Raw genomic sequence first — 16,507 nt, forward strand, 5'->3', positions numbered from 1 at the left:
GAGAATTCCCAATGTCAGTGGAAGCGGCCACGATAGATGCCTATCCGGAAGAGGGCGCAGCGTTACCGACACGCCAGCATGTTACCGGTTTCGGTTTCTATATCTACCTGCTCAGCGATGGAATACTGTTCGCCGCGCTGTTTGCCGCGTTTGCGGTACTTCGTGGCGCCACCGATGGCGGACCGGACAGCCATGCACTTTTCAGCGCGCGGAACGCTTTCATTGAAACAGCGTGCCTGCTGACCAGCAGCTTCACCTGCGGCATGGCCATGCTGGCATGCGATCGCCGCAATCGTTTCATGACGCTGGCCGGCTTTCTGGTAACCGGTGTACTGGGCGCGATGTTTATCACGCTGGAAGTGCGGGAATTCTCAGACTTGATTGCCAGAGGGGCAGGGCCTGACCGTAGCGCCTTTCTATCGTCGTTCTTCACGCTGGTGAGTACGCACGGCATCCATGTCACCTGTGGACTGCTGTGGCTGTCTGTGTTGCTTGTCCAATTTCTCGGGCGCGGTTTTACGCCGGCCATCATCCGTCGCTTTCTGTGTTTCAGCCTGTTCTGGCACGTGCTCGACGTCGTATGGATCGCGCTTTTCACCTTTGTGTATCTGATCGGAGGCTACCTATGACGAACCAGCTGCATGACCCGCGTCGCGCGAATCGATGGACCCCGGGTCTCGAAACGCATAGCAATCACGGTACGTGGCGCGGTTATGTCGTCGGCTATGTGTTAGCCATCGGCTTGACCATCGCGGCTTTCGCCATCGCACCGGTGAAGAATATGGCGCCTTTCAGCATCGAGGCGGCGCTAGTCGTGCTCGCTATTGCGCAGATGCTCGTGCACCTTATCTTCTTCCTGCACATCAATACGGCGCCCGAGCAGAAAACGAATATTCTTGCGTTTGCCGCCACTATGTTGATCATCGCCATCGTTGTGGCGGGTTCCCTGTGGATCATGTCGCACCTGGCCGCCAACATGGCACCTATGGAGCGCGTGATGAGTATGCAGCGCTAGCGACTATGCTCCATCGCCCCTGTGATACATCGGTGCCGCCATGAATACCGCCTACATATCCGCTCTAGCGGGGCTTACCGGTGCGGGAATCGGTGGCTTGACCTCCTTTGCCAGCTCTTGGCTCACTCTACACACACAACTTACGTATCAGTATCGCGAGGCTGAGCGAAAACGGCGCGAGACGCTTTTCAATGCCTTTATCGCTGAGGCTTCAAGGCTCTATGGCGATGCCCTGGTGCGCGGCAATGACGATGTTACCCAGCTGGTGAAATTGTATGCATTGGTCACTCGCATACGTCTCACGGCTTCGCCAGCGGTATTGATGGCTGCCGAGCGCGCCATGGATACCATCGTCGATACCTACCTAAAGCCGAACAAAACGTTGCACGAACTGAAGCTTTTTGCCGAGCAAGGGGGTATGGATTTTCTGCACGATTTTGGGGAGGCATGTCGGGCTGAACTCGATGGTGTCATGCGTAACCCATTTGGCCGTACTGATTTAAATATCAACCGCCGCGGAATCGCTACCGATAGCCATCGCGACCAGCGAGCGTCCAGCGCCGAAGCCAGCGACGCATGACGGATGAGTGGGTTGCATAAGCGGCGTGCCCGGGCATAGTCAGTTCAACCGTGGTACCTCGCGGGTTGGCGCCTCGGATGATCAGTCGACCTCCAAGTTGCGATGCACGTTCGCGCATGCCCGCTACGCCCCAATGTCCAGCCTTTTGCTGTTCCTGGATCTTCTTTTCGGTAATGCCGATGCCGTTATCCGTAACGTCCACGATGAAGGCTTTTGGTGTGTAATTGACCGACACAACCACCCATTCGGCCTCGGCATGTTTGAAAGCGTTGATGACGCTTTCACGTACAATCGCGATGACCTCCTCGCAAGCGCAGGGACGAAGCGCACGAGACTTGCCATCGACTCGAATGGAGAAGTGCATGGCTGAATGGATGGCAGCGTCGTTACCGATGGTTTCCAACTTTTCAATCAGGTCCGTATACCCGGATGTAGCCACTCTGAGCTCGTTGATGGCGTCGCGTCCTTCCGTCAAGACGCCCCGCATTTTCTCTTCGATCCCGGTTATTCGTAGCCGCTGGTTTACCGATAGATCGTGGCTGCGTGAAAGCACCTCGATTTGCAGGAGCATGCCTTGCATGCCCTGAAGAAGCGTGTCGTGCAGGTCGCGTGCAATGCGTTCGCGTTCGGACAAACGTTCTTCCATAAGTAACTGGTAACGCCGTTCGACGAGCCTGAGGCGGAGCATGTAGATCAGCGACAGGGCAAGCACGGCAACACAAGCCATCAATACCTTGAACCAGGGTGTCTGGTAGAAGGCCGGCATGATCGTGAAATTCAAAGTGGCAGGTTGCGGGCTGGCTATGCCGTCTTCGTTGAGCGCAACGACCTCGAAGTGATAGCTGCCGGGCTGCATATGGGTATAGAAGACCTCGCGTCGCCCTCCGTCGTCCTGCCATTCGTCATCCACCTCTTTGAGCCGATAACGAAAATGCACACGTTCCGGCATGGACAGCGAGGGCGCGGTATAAGCGATGTGGATACCCTGCGTACTTGGCGGTAACGATGGTACCGATGCTGCTGGCCAGCTGGAATTTCCCGATGCCAGGGTGCTTATCGAAACGTCTGGTGCAATCGTATTGCGCCGGATGTGAGCCGGATCGATCCAGGAAAGATTCTGCTTGGTCACAACCCATATGCGCCCGTCCGTGCTTTCGACCATCGTCGGGCCGGGACGAATGGGAAGCGGAACGCCGTTAATGCCATCCGCCTGCGTGAAGAGTTCGTAGCTTGGCGCATAGCCTGGCTGCTTGAGCCATTTTGCAATCTCGTCAGCGCCTATCCGATATACGCCATCAGGCCCGTTGAGCCATAGCTCGCCCGTTCGCGTTTCAACAACACCCGACATGCCTCGAAGGGTGTTGTCACCCGCGCCTACCAAGCTCGTGAATGTGCCTGAGGGGGACAGGTAGGCAACGCCATTGTCGCCGGTGACCCAAGCGTGCGTACCGCGCACGTGGAGAGCAAACACGTTCCCGACGTTTAGGCCATTCGTCGTGTTGTAGAGCTTGACGCGGTCGCGATCGACAACCGCAATGCGGTTGCTGGGGTAGGTAAGCCAGATGCGGCCAGACTCATCGCTAAGGACGCGAATGGCGGCCCCTTCCGGCAAATCCTTCAGGCCACCGTTGAGAGTCCAGGCTCCCTTGGACAGCCTGAAGACCCCCACTTTGACGAGGGATACCCACACGTCACCCGCTGCATCTTTCGCGATACCTTGGCAGGCCTGCAGTCCTTGCCCGCCATGGTCGTCAACCAGGGTGCCGGGAGGCGGAGGAACGTGCTCAACGTGCGAACCATCGTAGGTTTCCAGATCACTTCTTCCGGGCATCCAGGCGACGCCATGGCTGTCCACCGCTGAACAGTCTGCACCGAGGCCAAAGCCGGCAATACGGACAGGATCCTGGTCGCCCTTGATGTACAAACCATATTCCCGAAGGCTGCCCACCCATATGCCGCCAAGTGCATCGGCAGCGATGGTGATGTTAGTCACGTCATTCGGGAAGTTGTTCGGGAAGCGAACTGGCGTAAATTTCCCGACCGAAAAGCGGTCGACACCGCCTTCAGTTGCCACCCAGACGTTTGATTCGCGGTCCATGAAATAAAAGAGCGCGAATTGGCCGGTCAATCCATCACGTCGATCGAAGTGTTCCTCGGAGGAGGGCGAGCTATCTCCATCGCTCCAATGCGCTCGAGTGATGCCGCCCTGATCTTCACGCGTGAACCACAAAGCACCCGATGGATCGCGCAAGCTTGCCCAGTAGGGATAGCTTTTCTTTAAAGCCATGCCGGCGGGAAGGCCGATAAGATCGCGCTTGGCTTGCAAAAAGTCGACAGATTGAAATTGATTGCTGCGCTCGTCGAGTACGTAAGCGGTGTCGGTATCGAAGAGATAGATCTCTCCGTCAATCTTTCCGAACCATTGCGGATGATGGTCTAAATAGCCTAGAGACGGACCAACCGTTTCCCACTGATCGCCTCTTTGCCGAGCGACACCGCGTGTCGTTGCAATCCAGAGCGTATTGTCGGCGGCCCGCGCAAAACCTATGACGCTTCCACCGGGGAGGGCCGTGGAGGGAATGTTCGATACCTTCCCGTCATGTAGCAAGCTGATGCCACCGAATGTGTAACCAATCCACAGGTCGCCGTTCGGCTCTGCGTAAAGGGAGAAAATGCTCGTGGTAGGCAATAAGCGAGTCACACTGTTATCAAAGTGCTCTCCATCAAATCGGTATAAGCCATTTTGGGTTGCAAACCACAAAAAGCCATCCGGTGTCTGCGCGATTGCCGTGCCGCTTGCGGGGGCGCCATCCCGGGATAGATAGGCACGGTGCTGGAGTTGACTCAGCTGCAACCGGTAAGGCGTTTGTGAAGACAGGGAGATGACGACGTGCGGTGGCTCGGCGGGCAGCGCTGTTTGGGGAAGAAAAAGGCCAGCCAGCAGCATGCAGCCAAGGAATGAACGCAGTTGCTGGGCTTGGCCGCTGATCCATCCCAAGGCCAACATGAAGGCCTTTTTGCCGATGGGATGCATGCCCATGGAGCCATAACGAAGAATACGCCAACCCATTAAATATATGCTCGTTAGCGGTCGCAAGCCGCTTGTCGCCTAGCGAAAGCTGAGAAAGTCCCAGAAAAACAAACGTCCTGCCGGGCAAGCCGGACGTGGTTGGACAAGCATGCCCCAAATTGGATAAAGCAGTCATGGGTTGAGACGCATAACTACCCATTTGGGGGGCGAAGGAGCGTAGGGTGATCGATACAGTGGAAGGGGAGCTGGCAGACAACCAAGGTGCCTCCAATGAGCGTCAGAGCCGCAGTTGTTCGAGCGCCGCGAAGGGCTGAAACCGCGTATGCCATAGCCTGGGGATTCGCGGCGGCTTTTTATTTTCTGGAATACGCCTCGCGATCCGCGCCAGCCGTGATGATTCCCGAGCTTTCGCAGGCATTTGGTGTTACCGCCCTCGGCGTCAGCGCCATCTTGGGTTACTACTACTACACGTATTCCACGACCAGTTTGGTCGCGGGCATCCTTCTCGATCGTTTCGGTGCCCGTTACGTCGTGCCAGCGGGCATGGCGCTGCTTGCGGTGGGCTGTCTGCTTTTCGGCATTCCTCAGGCATCAATGGGCGGCATCGGGCGCCTCCTGCAGGGGGCTGGCTCGGCATTTGCGTTCACGGGTGCGGTGTACCTTGCGTCGCACGGTTTCTCTGCAAAGAAGCTCGCGACGGCAATCGGGTTCACGCAGTGCTTCGGCATGCTTGGCGGCACCATGGGGCAAATCGCCGTAGGGCCGCTTATTCATGGCATTGTCAGTACCGGTCAATTCTGGACGGGAGTGGGCATCGTGGTGCTGCTGGTTGCGGTGGGCCTGCTACTCGTGACGCCACGCGAAACGCATGTGGCCGCGGCCGGCGAAAAGCGCAGTTTCCTTACGCCTTATAAAGTCGTGCTCAGCAATCCGCAGTCATACATCTGTGGCATCGTTTCAGGGCTTCTATTTGCTCCAACGACGATCGGGGACATGGTGTGGGGCGTACGCTTCTTTCAAGAAGACAGATTATTCAACTACCACGACGCTGTTTTTGCCATCTCGATGGTGCCCTTCGGTTGGGTCTTCGGCTGTCCGCTCTTTGGCTGGCTGGCCGATGCCTTGCATCGTAGAAAGGTGGCGCTACTTATCGGCGTATGCGCCATGCTTGCATGTGCTTTGCAGCTGACGTTTCTTCCCGGCGTTCTGCCGAACTGGGTCACGCTGCTTGTGTTCGGCATCTCGTCCGGAGCGGCGATGATTCCTTACACGATCATCAAAGAGGTCAATCCGGACAACGTCAAGGGAAGCGCAACCGGTGCCATCAACTTCATCACTTTTAGTGTTACAGCGCTGCTAGGACCGATCTTTTCCAGTCATTTCGGAAAAACATTAGGCTCACCTGCGATCAATCCCGAGTTTCATTTCTTTCAGTCCGGATTGTTCTGGGTAGGTGTCATCGCACTGGCCTTGCTGGCCTCGCTGACGTTACGCGAGACGGGAAGGAAGGCGATCGATAACTGAGAAACGTTGAGGTCAACAAACGCATGCCTCTTTATACGCTCGTTACACAGAAGGGAAGCTATGTGTAACGCCTATGCGCATTCCGGCGGAAATCTGTTGACCGTTCGTTTGGACTATCGCCGCGATGCACTGTTTTTAGAGGTACACGATGATGGCGCGGGCATTGATCCAGCCATCCTGGATGCAGGTGAGCGGCCGGGACACTGGGGCTTGATGGGTATGCGCGAGCGCGCCAAACAGATGTCGGCGAAACTCTCCATCGAGTCTCCATCAGGGAAAGGAACTCGCGTCACGCTCTGCATACCCGCACGCATCGCCTACGCAGCATCTCCGAAGACTAGATTTTTTTTTGGTTCAGGCGCCCGAACTGCTGATGAGTGAGTCATCCTGCTAGAGGAACGGAGTCATACGCGTACTTGATGATCCGGGATGTCGGCACGATCGCCGGCGAAGACGATTATCTTCATTTAGCGTGCGCCATTTCGTTTGCTCCAGTAGCTTTCAAGAATCAGCCATTGCGGCCATACTTGATTGGAATCCCCCGGTAGGGGGAGTCTGACACCAAACGAAAGTATGAGGATGGGCCAACGCTCGACGAGCGGTTGAACACAAGCAGGCTCCGACATTTACCGGCAAGTGCCTGTTGAGGTCCATCCGCCAGCGACCGCAGCGAACGCATGATTACGATGACACCACATCTCACCACGTGGCATTTGATTTTCTACATCGTACCGGCGACGGCGGTAGTGGTTGGCCTTGCGGTATTTCGGTACCGGCAAATGGTGACCAAGCTTCGTGACCGACTGGAGGTTCGGCACGCGGAGCGCGAACGCATCGCACGCGAGCTTCATGACACCTTGCTCCAGGGCATCCAGGGGTTGATCCTTCGCTTTCAAGCCATTGCCGAAAGAATTCCAGAGGGTGACCCTATTCGAACCTTGATCGACCAGGCGCTTACGCGCGCGGACGAAGTCTTGGTGGATGGGCGAGATCGGGTTCATGATCTGCGCGTTAGCGAGGGTGCTACCAAGGATCTCACGATGGCTTTCGAGTCTCTTGGAGGAGAGCTTCAAGAGGACAGCGCCACGAAGTTTCAGGTGGCTTTACGCGGAACAAAGCGTGACATCGATCCAGTTATTCGTGAGGAGATTTATCTCATTGGACGCGAGGCCATCCTTAACGCTTTCCGTCATGCGGAGGCGAAGACGATATCCGTGGATATTGTTTTTGAGTCCAAGCACTTTCTTCTACAAGTGCGAGACAACGGGGTCGGCATCGATCCTGGGATTCTGAAGGCTGGACATAAGCCAGGCCACTGGGGACTCATGGGCATGCGCGAACGTGCGGAATGCATAGCTGGAACCTGCTCGATTTCCTCTCGGCAAGGAGAAGGAACCACCGTCGAGTTGCTCGTTCCATCCCATATCGCCTATGTCATCAGGCGCTCAGCTCGCTGGTCGACATTGACGCAGTTATTGCCTGGAATCACGAAAACAAAGTGATTGAATTATGCGTCGATATAGCCACGGCGCATGGCTATGACCACGGCTTCGGTTCTGTCTTTCGCTTTGATTTTCGCCAAAATGCTTTTCATGTGGGTCTTTACGGTTTCGACTGAAATACCCATGTGTGTGGCGATCCGCTTATTCGAATAGCCTCCTGCGACGTGACCAAGCACTTGCAGTTCACGCACACTAAGGATGTCATCCGCCGCGTATTCGGCCATGACGCGCGCCACTTCCAGGGGTACATGCCTGTGGCCTTTGTGTACCTGCCTGATGGTAAAGAGTAGCTCTTTGCGCAACGTGCTCTTGATGAGATAGCCGGCGGCTCCGGCCCGTAGCGCACGCGTTGCTTGCATGTCGCCATGGAACGTCGTCAAGACGATGATCCGTGCCTTCGGTTGTTCATGCAGGATGCTTCGAATAGCGTCCAGCCCGCTCATGCCTGGCAATTGAAGATCCATGAGAGTGATATCGGGCCGGAATTTTCGGAACTGGGCAATGGCCTTCTCACCGTCCGATGCTTCTGCCACCAATTCCATGTCCGGCTGCGTAGCTAGCACAGCGGCCACGCCCTCTCTGAATAGTGGATGGTCGTCGACCATCATGATTCGAATGGGGGTATGGGGTTCTTCAACGTTCATAGGCAAGCCTCCGAGAATGGCTATGCCGCCACCAGTTTTGCTTCCGAGCTTTGCAAGTCAATCACAAGCCGGCGCTCAGAACAATGTACATGTCTGGTCATCACCCATCTGGGTGATCTTTTTCTCCCTTTACTAAGGGTTGTTGGCAGCCCGTCAACAGGCTGAAATATTGCAGCGCATCTCGGGTCAAGACGCATGGAACGCTGGTTGAGGTTGCCCGGCATATTACGTGCCATCACGATCCCCTGGCACGAACCCGTGGGGCACTCGAGTTACTCATCTTGGCGTAAGCACCTTCACGGGAGTTCATCGTGAGCATTTCGCATCTTGGTCGAGAAGTCGACTCTCAGTGTCGAGTCTTGCTGGGTGCCGCTGCACTAGTTAGGTGCCGCGCTCGCTTTGCCGCCTCTGTTGAACGCAGCTGATGCACTGAAACCGAATCCTCTCCCACCTTCATCGAACGGACGTGTTGTTATGAGCCACATTAAAACGAAAGATGGGACCGACATCTGGTACAAGGATTGGGGCGTTGGTCAGCCCATTGTGTTCTCGCATGGGTGGCCACTCAGTGCGGATGCGTGGGATGCCCAGATGCTCTACGTCGGTAGCCACGGCTATCGCGCGGTAGCCCATGATCGTCGCAGCCACGGCCGCTCAGGGCAGCCTTGGAGCGGCAACGACATGGATACGTATGCCGACGATTTGGCCGAGCTCATCGAAAGACTCGACCTCAAGAACATGGTCATGGTCGGTCACTCCACCGGCGGTGGTGAGGTGGCGCGCTACATTGGAAGGCATGGCAACAGCCGTGTCGCGAAGGTCGTGCTGGTTGGAGCTGTTCCGCCCATCATGCTCAAAACAGCGAGTAACCCGGGCGGTTTATCGACGTCGGTGTTCGACGGTATTCGCAATGGCGTGATGGCTGATCGATCGCAGTTCTACAAAGATCTGACTACGCCGTTCTACGGAGCGAATCGCCCCAATGCCAAGGTCAGTCAGGGCATCCGCGATTCGTTCTGGATGCAGGGCATGATGGGTGGCCTCAAGGGCCAATACGACTGCATCAAGCAATTCTCCGAAACGGACTTTACGGAAGACCTGAAAAAGATCGAGATGCCGACCTTGGTCATCCATGGCGATGACGATCAGATCGTGCCGATCGATGATTCATCGCGACTGACCGCCAAGATCGTCAAGCACACGACGCTGAAGGTTTATCCCGGCGCATCGCATGGACTAACCGCCACCCACCAAGAGCAATTCAATGAGGACTTGCTTGCCTTCATCCGAGGCTGAGCGAGCAGACCGATAGTGTCGTCTGATCCGCATGTTTCCCACACAACATCGAGGCATCGTCATGACTATCACCGCAAAACCCGTACCAGGCTCCCAGTTGCTGACGCCGAAAGATCACACTTTGATCTTGATCGATTACCAGTCTCAAATGTCGTTCGCCACGCACTCGATCGACGCCATCACACTGCGTAACAACGCAGCCTTGATTGCCCGCGCCGCGGCAAGTTTCAAAGTGCCGACCATTTTGACGACCGTTGCGGAGAAGAGCTTCTCCGGCCCGATGTTCAGTGAAGTGACCGAGCCGTTTCCGGGCCAGGCGCTGCTCGATCGCACCTCCATGAATACCTGGGAGGATGCGGCGGTCATCAAGCAGGTCAATGCAATCGGCAAGACACGACTTGTCTTTGGTGGTTTGTGGACGTCGGTGTGCATCGTCGGCCCTTCGCTTTCGGCGCTGGAGCAGGGCTATGAGGTATACGTCGTGGCCGATGCATGCGGCGACGTTTCCGCCGAAGCACACAATCGCGCCATGGACCGCATGATACAAGCGGGCGCTCGACCCATGACGGCACTGCAGTACCTGCTTGAACTCCAGCGCGACTGGGCTCGTACGGAAACCTATGAAAGTACGACAGGTATCGCCAAGACCTTCGGCGGCAGCTACGGACTTGGCGTCATCTACGCTAAGGCGATGTTTCACGCGCAGGAAGCCTGATCGTCTGGGGTGAGGCACGACATACCTCGGGCATCCTTCGTTACACGTTGGAGAAGCTCCATGAAGCCGTATCTGTTGTCGCTTGGTGCCGGCCTTTTGGTGGGCATCATTTACGGATTGATCAACGTGCGCTCGCCAGCACCTCCGGTGATCGCGTTGGTGGGACTGTTGGGCATTCTCATTGGCGAACAGATCCCGCCGTGGTTCAAGCAGGTGGTGAGCCGGCAAGCCAGTACAGCGGCTTGGGTGGGACACCAGGTCAAACCGCATGTCTTCGGCGAATTGCCTTGCGGGCAAGTCCCGAAAAAATCGAGTGATGATTCACAGCAGGAGAGGGACGCATCATGAGTACCTCCACCTCAACACCCGAACTCGTCTTGCACGGCGGACGATTCACGACGCTCGACTCTGGCAACCCGACGGCGACCGCCGTGGCTATCGCCCGCGGCCGATTCACGGCGGTCGGGAGCGATCGAGAGGTGATGGCGCTGGCCGGATCAGGTACGCGCATGATCGACCTTAAAGGTCGTTCTGCGTTGCCGGGCCTTATCGACAACCATCTGCACATCATACGCGGCGGCCTCAACTTCAATATGGAGTTGCGCTGGGACGGCGTGCGTTCCCTGGCCGATGCCATGGGTATGTTGCGCAAGCAGGTCGCGATCACACCGCCACCGCAGTGGGTGCGCGTCGTGGGCGGATTCACCGAACATCAATTCGTCGAGAAGCGATTGCCGACAATTGATGAGCTGAACGCAGTAGCACCCGATACGCCGGTGTTCCTTTTGCACCTTTACGACCGCGCATTGCTCAATGCCGCTGCCTTGCGTGCCGTGGGATACACCAAAGACACGCCGGAACCGCCCGGCGGTCAGATCGAGCGCGACAGTGCAGGCAACCCCACAGGGCTTCTTCTGGCCAAGCCGAACGCGGGCATTCTCTATGCCACGCTGGCGAAAGGTCCCAAGCTTCCGTTCGAATACCAGCTCAATTCGACGCGGCACTTCATGCGTGACCTGAATCGCTTGGGTGTGACGGGCGCCATCGATGCGGGCGGGGGTTTTCAGAACTATCCCGAAGATTACGAAGTGATCCGCAAGCTCTCCGAAGAAGGGCATTTGACCATTCGGCTTGCTTACAACCTGTTCACCCAAAAACCCAAAGCTGAAAAAGAGGACTTCCTCAACTGGACGAAGATGTCCAAGTACAAGCAGGGTGACGATTATTTCCGGCATAACGGTGCCGGCGAAATGTTGGTGTTCTCCGCGGCGGACTTCGAAGACTTCCGGCAGCCTCGCCCGGACATGCCATCGTCGATGGAGGGCGACCTCGAAGACGTGGTGCGCGTTCTTGCCGAGAATCGTTGGCCGTGGCGTATGCACGCGACCTATGACGAAACCATCACGCGCGCGCTCAATGTGTTCGAACGGGTCAATCGCGACATTCCTCTCAAAGGTCTGCATTGGTTTTTTGATCACGCGGAAACCATTACCGAGCGATCGATGGATCGCATTGCTGCGCTAGGAGGCGGTGTCGCGGTCCAGCACCGGATGGCGTATCAAGGCGAATACTTTGTGCAGCGCTATGGTGCGGCTGCTGCTGCCGCCACGCCGCCCGTTGCACGTATGCTGGAAAAAGGCGTTCGCATTTCGGCCGGTACGGACGCGACGCGTGTTGCCTCCTACAACCCCTGGGTATCGCTCTCGTGGCTCGTGACGGGCCGGACGGTCGGTGGCATGCGGATCTACCCGCAACACAACTGTGTCGATCGCGAAACGGCGCTGCGCATGTGGACGCAGTACGTGACCTGGTTCTCCAACGAGGAAGGATCAAAAGGTCAGATCAAAGTTGGGCAGTTGGCCGATCTCATCGTGCCAAGCCGGGACTACTTCTCGTGCGCCGAGTTGGACATTGCCAACATTACCTCCGATCTGACGATCGTCGGCGGAAAAGTCGTCTATGGCGCGAACGGGTTCCAGGCATTCGACGATCAACCCATACCGCCCGCCATGCCAGACTGGTCGCCCGTACGCCGTTATGGTGGCTATGCGGCTTGGGGTGACAGTCATCAGGCGCCTGCCGCGGTTAACCAGATGCATAGCTGTGATTGTGGCGGCTGTGCGATCCATGGGCACAATCATCCGCGTACGTGGTCGACGAACCTGCCGATATCGGACGCGGATCTGAAGTCCTTTTGGGGCGCTTTGGGCTGCGCTTGCTGGGCGGTCTGACATGTCCGCATCGATTCGACATGGTGACACGCCCCCGCTGATTCACAACCTTCTGGAGTGGAAGGGAACGGACATATTGGCCAGAATCGCACTGACGCTGCCTTATTGGTGGAGCGGCATCGACAAGCTGATTCATCCTGTGGCGGCATTGGCCGAGTTTCAGGCAACAGGGTTGCCTCCTTCGTGGGCGATGTATGGCCTGCTGTTGCTTGTGCAGCTTGGTGGTTCGCTGGCGATAATCGCCAATCGCTACGCATGGCTCGGAGCGGGAGCGCTGGCAGTATTTACTGCGATTGCAACGTACTTGGCCCATGCTTTCTGGAAGCTGGAGGGTGCGCAGCGGTTTGCGGAGATGAATAGCTTTCTGGAGCACATCGCCTTGATGGCCGGAATGGTTTTCGCGGCGTTGTATTTACACAGGACCCGGAGCCGATAGGAAACGGGGCGCAATCTAAAAGAGGGGTTTACCATGTTTACACGATCGCTCAGCGTGGGTTTCAGGACGGCAACCATGGCCGCCCTGGTCTTGTCCGCGTCGATCCTTGCGCCGGTTAACGCCAAGGAAGCCGCTACGTCACATGACGTGGCAGTGGGCGCGCAATATGACACGACACACGTCTACATTGCGCCCGGTGACTTTGACACCTTCGTCAACAGTTTTACCGCGACGTTTGGAGGTAAACCTTCCAAGCGCGGCACGTTCAATGTCTTGCCCGTACCCAGCAGCACGGAAGGGCAGTATGTGTGGACGCCGGCGGGCACGCTCTCGACGTTCGCATTTCTAACACCCATTCCCTATCCATTCGGGCAAGAGCGCACGGGTTATCTCGTTACAGACATGGACGAGGCGATTAAGGAAGCGCGCGCTGCTGGCGCGGAGGTTATCGTCGATAAATTCAAGGACCCTATCGGCCTGGATGCGGTGATCCAATGGCCCGGTGGTGTAAAAATGCAGTTGTACTGGCACGACACCGCCCCGCATTACGACCCACTGCAGACCGTTCCTGATAATAGGGTCTACGTTTCAGCGGATACGGCCGAAACCTTCGTGCATGACTTTCTGCGCTTCTCGCATGGCAAAGTCGTTTCCGACGATCGCAAAGCAGATGCCGGCGAAATCGGCAAGACGGGTCAATCCTATCGGCGTATTCGCATCGTTTCGGGATTCGGAAAGATGCAAGTAAACGTGACCGATGGGCATCTTCCTTACCCATATGGCCATGAGATTTCCGGCTATGAAGTGAGCGATCTCGATGCGACGCTGGCAAAAGCGACGGCGGCTGGTGCCAAGATCCTTTCGCCACGCTATGACGCTTCCGATCGCAGCTCGGCCATCGTGCAATTTCCAGGTGGTTATATCGCCGAGATTCACGCGCCTAAGACGCACTGAGCATCTTCCGGGCGACATCCTGCGCAACTGCTTAGGTTGAAGTCTTGCCAGAGCCGGCGCGTTCCAAGCGCGCCGGTTTTTTTAGTTAGTTCTTGGGAGTAATCCGTGGGGGTGGGTTGCCTACTACTGCTGACCATGGCGTGCTCCGCTGCGGATAGCCCGCCTGCCATCGTCGACCAGACATCGCAGGTTGTGGATGGTCAGTCTGTGCCGCAACGCCCAGCGATCGACTTTTATCGATGGCAAGAGGATTGGTCCGTGCTCGCCGACCCTCGTGTTCCTCGCGAGCCGGGTGATGCGCTGAAATACATACCGCTTTCGACTACGGATCCGGATAGCTACCTGTCGTTCGGGCTGACGTTGCGTGAGCGGTTTGTGAGTATCGATCCGCCGTTGTTCGGTGTGACGAGCGGGCAGCATCAGAACTATCTTCTGCATCGACTGGAGCTGCATGCCGACGCTCACATCACGGCCAATACACGCGTTTTCCTGCAATTGGAAAATGCACTGGCGCCATGGCTTTCACACCCGTCGCCGGTCGACGCCAATCGTTTGGATTTGCGTCTATTCTTTCTGGATACCCAGGCGAAACTGGGCGATGGCGAATTCAAGTTGAGAGTAGGTCGACAAGAAATCGCTTTCGATCTCCAGCGATTTGTGTCGGTCAGAGATGGTCCGAACGTGCGGCAGGCCTATGATGCGATTTGGGCCGACTACGAAAACAAGGACTGGCGATTCACGGGGTTTACCAGTCAGCCCGTGCAGTATCGCAATCAAACGGATTTCGACGACTTCAGCAATCGCCATCTGACATTCAGTGGCGTTCGTGTTCAGCGCCGCATGAGTGCGACGAGCGAGCTGAGTGTCAGCTTTTCCGAATTCAAACAAGACAACGTGCACTTTCTCGCGGCTTCGGGCAACGAGACTCGGCAAAGCGTCGACGTACACTACAACGGTACCTATCGAGGACTGGATTGGGATATTGAAGGGATGCATCAAGGAGGAAGCATTGGGTCAAAAGACGTGGATGCCTGGGCATTTGGATCGCTAGGCGGATACACCTTTTCCGACTTGTCATGGACGCCCCGCTTCGGGTTGCAATGGGACGCCGCTTCCGGCGACCACAATCTATCCGATCATCACGTAGGAACTTTCAATCCGCTCTTTCCGAACGGCTATTACGTAACCTTGTCTGGTTATACGGGCTATACGAATTTCATTCACGCCAAGCCGTCCATTACGCTTAATCCCTTGCAGAAGTTAAAACTGATAGCTGCTGTCGGATTGCTATGGCGTCAGACGACGCACGACGCCGTCTATGCGCAACCGGATATCCCCGTGCCCGGCACGGCGGGGGAGGGCGGGAAGCGGAGTAGTACCTACGCTCAGCTTCAGGCAACTTGGGTCGTCTCACGCAGCCTGTCGTTCGACGCGGAATTCGATCGATACTGGGTGGCCGAGGCGCTCAGGCATGCAGGCGGCCACGACTCCAACTTCTTTGAGCTTGAACTTCGTTGGGGGTGGTGACTATTGAGCGTTTCGTTTGACTACAAGTGTGTGCGGATGACTTGCTCGCACTTACTTGGTGGCCGGAGTCAGGCACCTCCCCCTGCTTGCAGGGGGAGGTTGGGAGGGGGAACGCTTGTGGGAAACTCCGCGGCAAGTACTCACCCCACCCCAGCCCTCCCCTGCAAGCAGGGGAGGGCGCAGGTATTTCGCATCGCCAAGTTTCTCGCATACGGTGTTGTGAATTAAGAAAAAATCATTCGGAGTAGCGCCATGTTGAAAATGCCAAAGCTTCCAACGCTGCTTAGCTTCAATGCCGGCTATATCGATGCGGCTGGATTTCTGGCGCTGCACGGCCTCTTTACGGCGCATGTAACCGGCAACTTCGTGACGCTGGGCGCTGCGGTCGTGTACAGATCGAGTGGAACGGTGGCAAAAATCTTGGCGATTCCCGTTTTTTGCGCAGTTGTTGTTTGCGCGCGTCTCCTGCACTACAAGCTGGAGAACCTTGGCAAACCTGTCTTGCGAACACTATTCCTTGTGGAGTTGGTGCTATTGATTGTGGGCGCATGGCTGGCGTGGGTGCTTGGTCCTTTCCCCGATGCCGATAACATTGGGACGGTCGCCGTAGGCATGATCTTTGTCACCGCCATGGCACTCCAAAACGCGGTGCATCGAGTCCATCTTTCCTATGCGCCACCTTCAACGCTCATGACGGGGACCACCACGCAAATCATGCTCGATCTGGCCGACAAATGGCACGGCGGTTTAGACGAAGAGCAGGCATCGGCGATCAATTCCCGCATCGTCCGTTTTAGCGTAAATGTTGCTGTGTTCGCGTTTGGATGTGGATGCGGCGCGCTTCTGTTTGCCATCGTCAGCGTCAAGTGCTTCGCTCTGCTGCCGATCACCGCTGCCCTGGCTTACGTTCACAACGAAGCAAAAACCAAATAACGACCAAGATTTGACCGACTTGACCTCGGTTCGACTACACCGAGTAGAAGCACAATCATTCTTACGACGATAGTTTCGTCCAATACGGTAACCGGCATTCGCGGCATCGTGACGGCATA

16 protein-coding genes are annotated in these 16,507 nt (G+C 56.5%); 14 read left to right on the plus strand and 2 right to left on the minus strand.

Annotated elements, in window-relative coordinates; translation table 11 throughout:
- The first annotated feature begins 11 nt into the window (after window positions 1-11).
- From cyoC to ISP18_RS08985, 3 genes are read left to right on the plus strand one after another with little or no spacing between them, the layout of a single operon-like run.
- Window positions 12-629, plus strand: coding sequence for a cytochrome o ubiquinol oxidase subunit III (gene cyoC / locus ISP18_RS08975; RefSeq protein WP_380009710.1), 618 nt, complete (start codon window positions 12-14; stop codon window positions 627-629).
- Window positions 626-1,015, plus strand: coding sequence for a cytochrome o ubiquinol oxidase subunit IV (gene cyoD / locus ISP18_RS08980; RefSeq protein WP_380009713.1), 390 nt, complete (start codon window positions 626-628; stop codon window positions 1,013-1,015). The genes cyoC and cyoD overlap by 4 nt, the downstream gene beginning before the upstream one ends.
- Window positions 1,016-1,055: 40 nt before the next feature.
- Window positions 1,056-1,595, plus strand: coding sequence for a hypothetical protein (locus ISP18_RS08985; RefSeq protein WP_380009716.1), 540 nt, complete (start codon window positions 1,056-1,058; stop codon window positions 1,593-1,595).
- Here ISP18_RS08985 and ISP18_RS08990 read toward each other — a convergent pair.
- Window positions 1,540-4,665: a sensor histidine kinase gene (locus ISP18_RS08990; protein ID WP_380009719.1), complete on the minus strand. Its 3,126-nt coding sequence runs from the start codon at window positions 4,663-4,665 to the stop codon at window positions 1,540-1,542. The two genes, ISP18_RS08985 and ISP18_RS08990, sit on opposite strands and share 56 nt — an antisense overlap.
- A 231-nt stretch (window positions 4,666-4,896) precedes the next feature.
- Between ISP18_RS08990 and ISP18_RS08995 the strand changes: the two genes are divergently transcribed.
- From ISP18_RS08995 to ISP18_RS09005, 3 genes are all read left to right on the plus strand, one after another.
- Entirely contained in the window at window positions 4,897-6,150 is a 1,254-nt protein-coding gene (locus ISP18_RS08995; RefSeq protein WP_380009722.1) for an MFS transporter, read from the plus strand.
- Window positions 6,151-6,210: 60 nt separating this feature from the next.
- Window positions 6,211-6,531 (plus strand): sensor histidine kinase, encoded by a 321-nt coding sequence (locus ISP18_RS09000; RefSeq protein WP_380009725.1) that lies wholly within the window; start codon window positions 6,211-6,213, stop codon window positions 6,529-6,531.
- A gap of 296 nt (window positions 6,532-6,827) precedes the next feature.
- Window positions 6,828-7,652: a sensor histidine kinase gene (locus ISP18_RS09005; RefSeq protein ID WP_380009728.1), complete on the plus strand. Its 825-nt coding sequence runs from the start codon at window positions 6,828-6,830 to the stop codon at window positions 7,650-7,652.
- Window positions 7,653-7,657: 5 nt separating this feature from the next.
- Here ISP18_RS09005 and ISP18_RS09010 read toward each other — a convergent pair whose 3' ends face one another.
- Entirely contained in the window at window positions 7,658-8,296 is a 639-nt protein-coding gene (locus ISP18_RS09010; RefSeq protein WP_380009731.1) for a response regulator, read from the minus strand.
- A gap of 474 nt (window positions 8,297-8,770) precedes the next feature.
- On the opposite strand from ISP18_RS09010, the gene ISP18_RS09015 reads away from it, so the two are divergent.
- The 8 genes from ISP18_RS09015 (at window position 8,771) to ISP18_RS09050 (ending at window position 16,388) form a co-directional block, all read left to right on the plus strand.
- Window positions 8,771-9,592 (plus strand): alpha/beta fold hydrolase, encoded by an 822-nt coding sequence (locus ISP18_RS09015; RefSeq protein ID WP_380010997.1) that lies wholly within the window; start codon window positions 8,771-8,773, stop codon window positions 9,590-9,592.
- A 61-nt stretch (window positions 9,593-9,653) separates the two neighbouring features.
- Window positions 9,654-10,307 (plus strand): hydrolase, encoded by a 654-nt coding sequence (locus tag ISP18_RS09020; protein ID WP_380009734.1) that lies wholly within the window; start codon window positions 9,654-9,656, stop codon window positions 10,305-10,307.
- Window positions 10,308-10,367: 60 nt separating this feature from the next.
- Window positions 10,368-10,655 carry a XapX domain-containing protein gene (locus ISP18_RS09025; RefSeq protein WP_380009737.1) on the plus strand — a complete coding sequence of 96 codons (288 nt, stop codon included), beginning with the start codon at window positions 10,368-10,370 and terminating at the stop codon, window positions 10,653-10,655.
- Window positions 10,652-12,538 (plus strand): amidohydrolase, encoded by a 1,887-nt coding sequence (locus ISP18_RS09030; RefSeq protein ID WP_380009740.1) that lies wholly within the window; start codon window positions 10,652-10,654, stop codon window positions 12,536-12,538. Before ISP18_RS09025 ends, ISP18_RS09030 begins: the two co-directional genes overlap by 4 nt.
- Before the next feature lies 1 nt (window position 12,539).
- Entirely contained in the window at window positions 12,540-12,974 is a 435-nt protein-coding gene (locus tag ISP18_RS09035; protein WP_380009743.1) for a DoxX family protein, read from the plus strand.
- Between the two features lie 33 nt (window positions 12,975-13,007).
- Complete coding sequence (locus ISP18_RS09040; RefSeq protein ID WP_380009746.1) at window positions 13,008-13,928, plus strand: VOC family protein; 921 nt, start codon at window positions 13,008-13,010, stop codon at window positions 13,926-13,928.
- Between the two features lie 258 nt (window positions 13,929-14,186).
- A complete protein-coding gene (locus tag ISP18_RS09045) occupies window positions 14,187-15,455 on the plus strand; it encodes an alginate export family protein (RefSeq protein WP_380009749.1) in 1,269 nt (422 codons plus the stop codon).
- Between the two features lie 252 nt (window positions 15,456-15,707).
- Window positions 15,708-16,388 (plus strand): YoaK family protein, encoded by a 681-nt coding sequence (locus tag ISP18_RS09050; RefSeq protein WP_380009752.1) that lies wholly within the window; start codon window positions 15,708-15,710, stop codon window positions 16,386-16,388.
- Window positions 16,389-16,507: the final 119 nt, after the last annotated feature.

The organism is Dyella humi (assembly GCF_044904605.1).
GTDB lineage: Bacteria > Pseudomonadota > Gammaproteobacteria > Xanthomonadales > Rhodanobacteraceae > Dyella_B > Dyella_B humi.

Coding starts and splice junctions, on each gene's coding strand:
- ISP18_RS09025 (WP_380009737.1), top strand. CDS start 10,368: ATGAAGCCGTATCTGTTGTCGCTTGGTGCCGGCCTTTTGGTGGGCATC.
- ISP18_RS09010 (WP_380009731.1), bottom strand. CDS start 8,296: ATGAACGTTGAAGAACCCCATACCCCCATTCGAATCATGATGGTCGAC.
- ISP18_RS09050 (WP_380009752.1), top strand. CDS start 15,708: ATGTTGAAAATGCCAAAGCTTCCAACGCTGCTTAGCTTCAATGCCGGC.
- ISP18_RS08990 (WP_380009719.1), bottom strand. CDS start 4,665: ATGGGTTGGCGTATTCTTCGTTATGGCTCCATGGGCATGCATCCCATC.
- ISP18_RS08995 (WP_380009722.1), top strand. CDS start 4,897: ATGAGCGTCAGAGCCGCAGTTGTTCGAGCGCCGCGAAGGGCTGAAACC.
- ISP18_RS09000 (WP_380009725.1), top strand. CDS start 6,211: ATGTGTAACGCCTATGCGCATTCCGGCGGAAATCTGTTGACCGTTCGT.
- cyoD (WP_380009713.1), top strand. CDS start 626: ATGACGAACCAGCTGCATGACCCGCGTCGCGCGAATCGATGGACCCCG.
- ISP18_RS09030 (WP_380009740.1), top strand. CDS start 10,652: ATGAGTACCTCCACCTCAACACCCGAACTCGTCTTGCACGGCGGACGA.
- ISP18_RS09015 (WP_380010997.1), top strand. CDS start 8,771: ATGAGCCACATTAAAACGAAAGATGGGACCGACATCTGGTACAAGGAT.
- ISP18_RS09040 (WP_380009746.1), top strand. CDS start 13,008: ATGTTTACACGATCGCTCAGCGTGGGTTTCAGGACGGCAACCATGGCC.
- ISP18_RS09020 (WP_380009734.1), top strand. CDS start 9,654: ATGACTATCACCGCAAAACCCGTACCAGGCTCCCAGTTGCTGACGCCG.
- cyoC (WP_380009710.1), top strand. CDS start 12: ATGTCAGTGGAAGCGGCCACGATAGATGCCTATCCGGAAGAGGGCGCA.
- ISP18_RS09005 (WP_380009728.1), top strand. CDS start 6,828: ATGATTACGATGACACCACATCTCACCACGTGGCATTTGATTTTCTAC.
- ISP18_RS08985 (WP_380009716.1), top strand. CDS start 1,056: ATGAATACCGCCTACATATCCGCTCTAGCGGGGCTTACCGGTGCGGGA.
- ISP18_RS09035 (WP_380009743.1), top strand. CDS start 12,540: ATGTCCGCATCGATTCGACATGGTGACACGCCCCCGCTGATTCACAAC.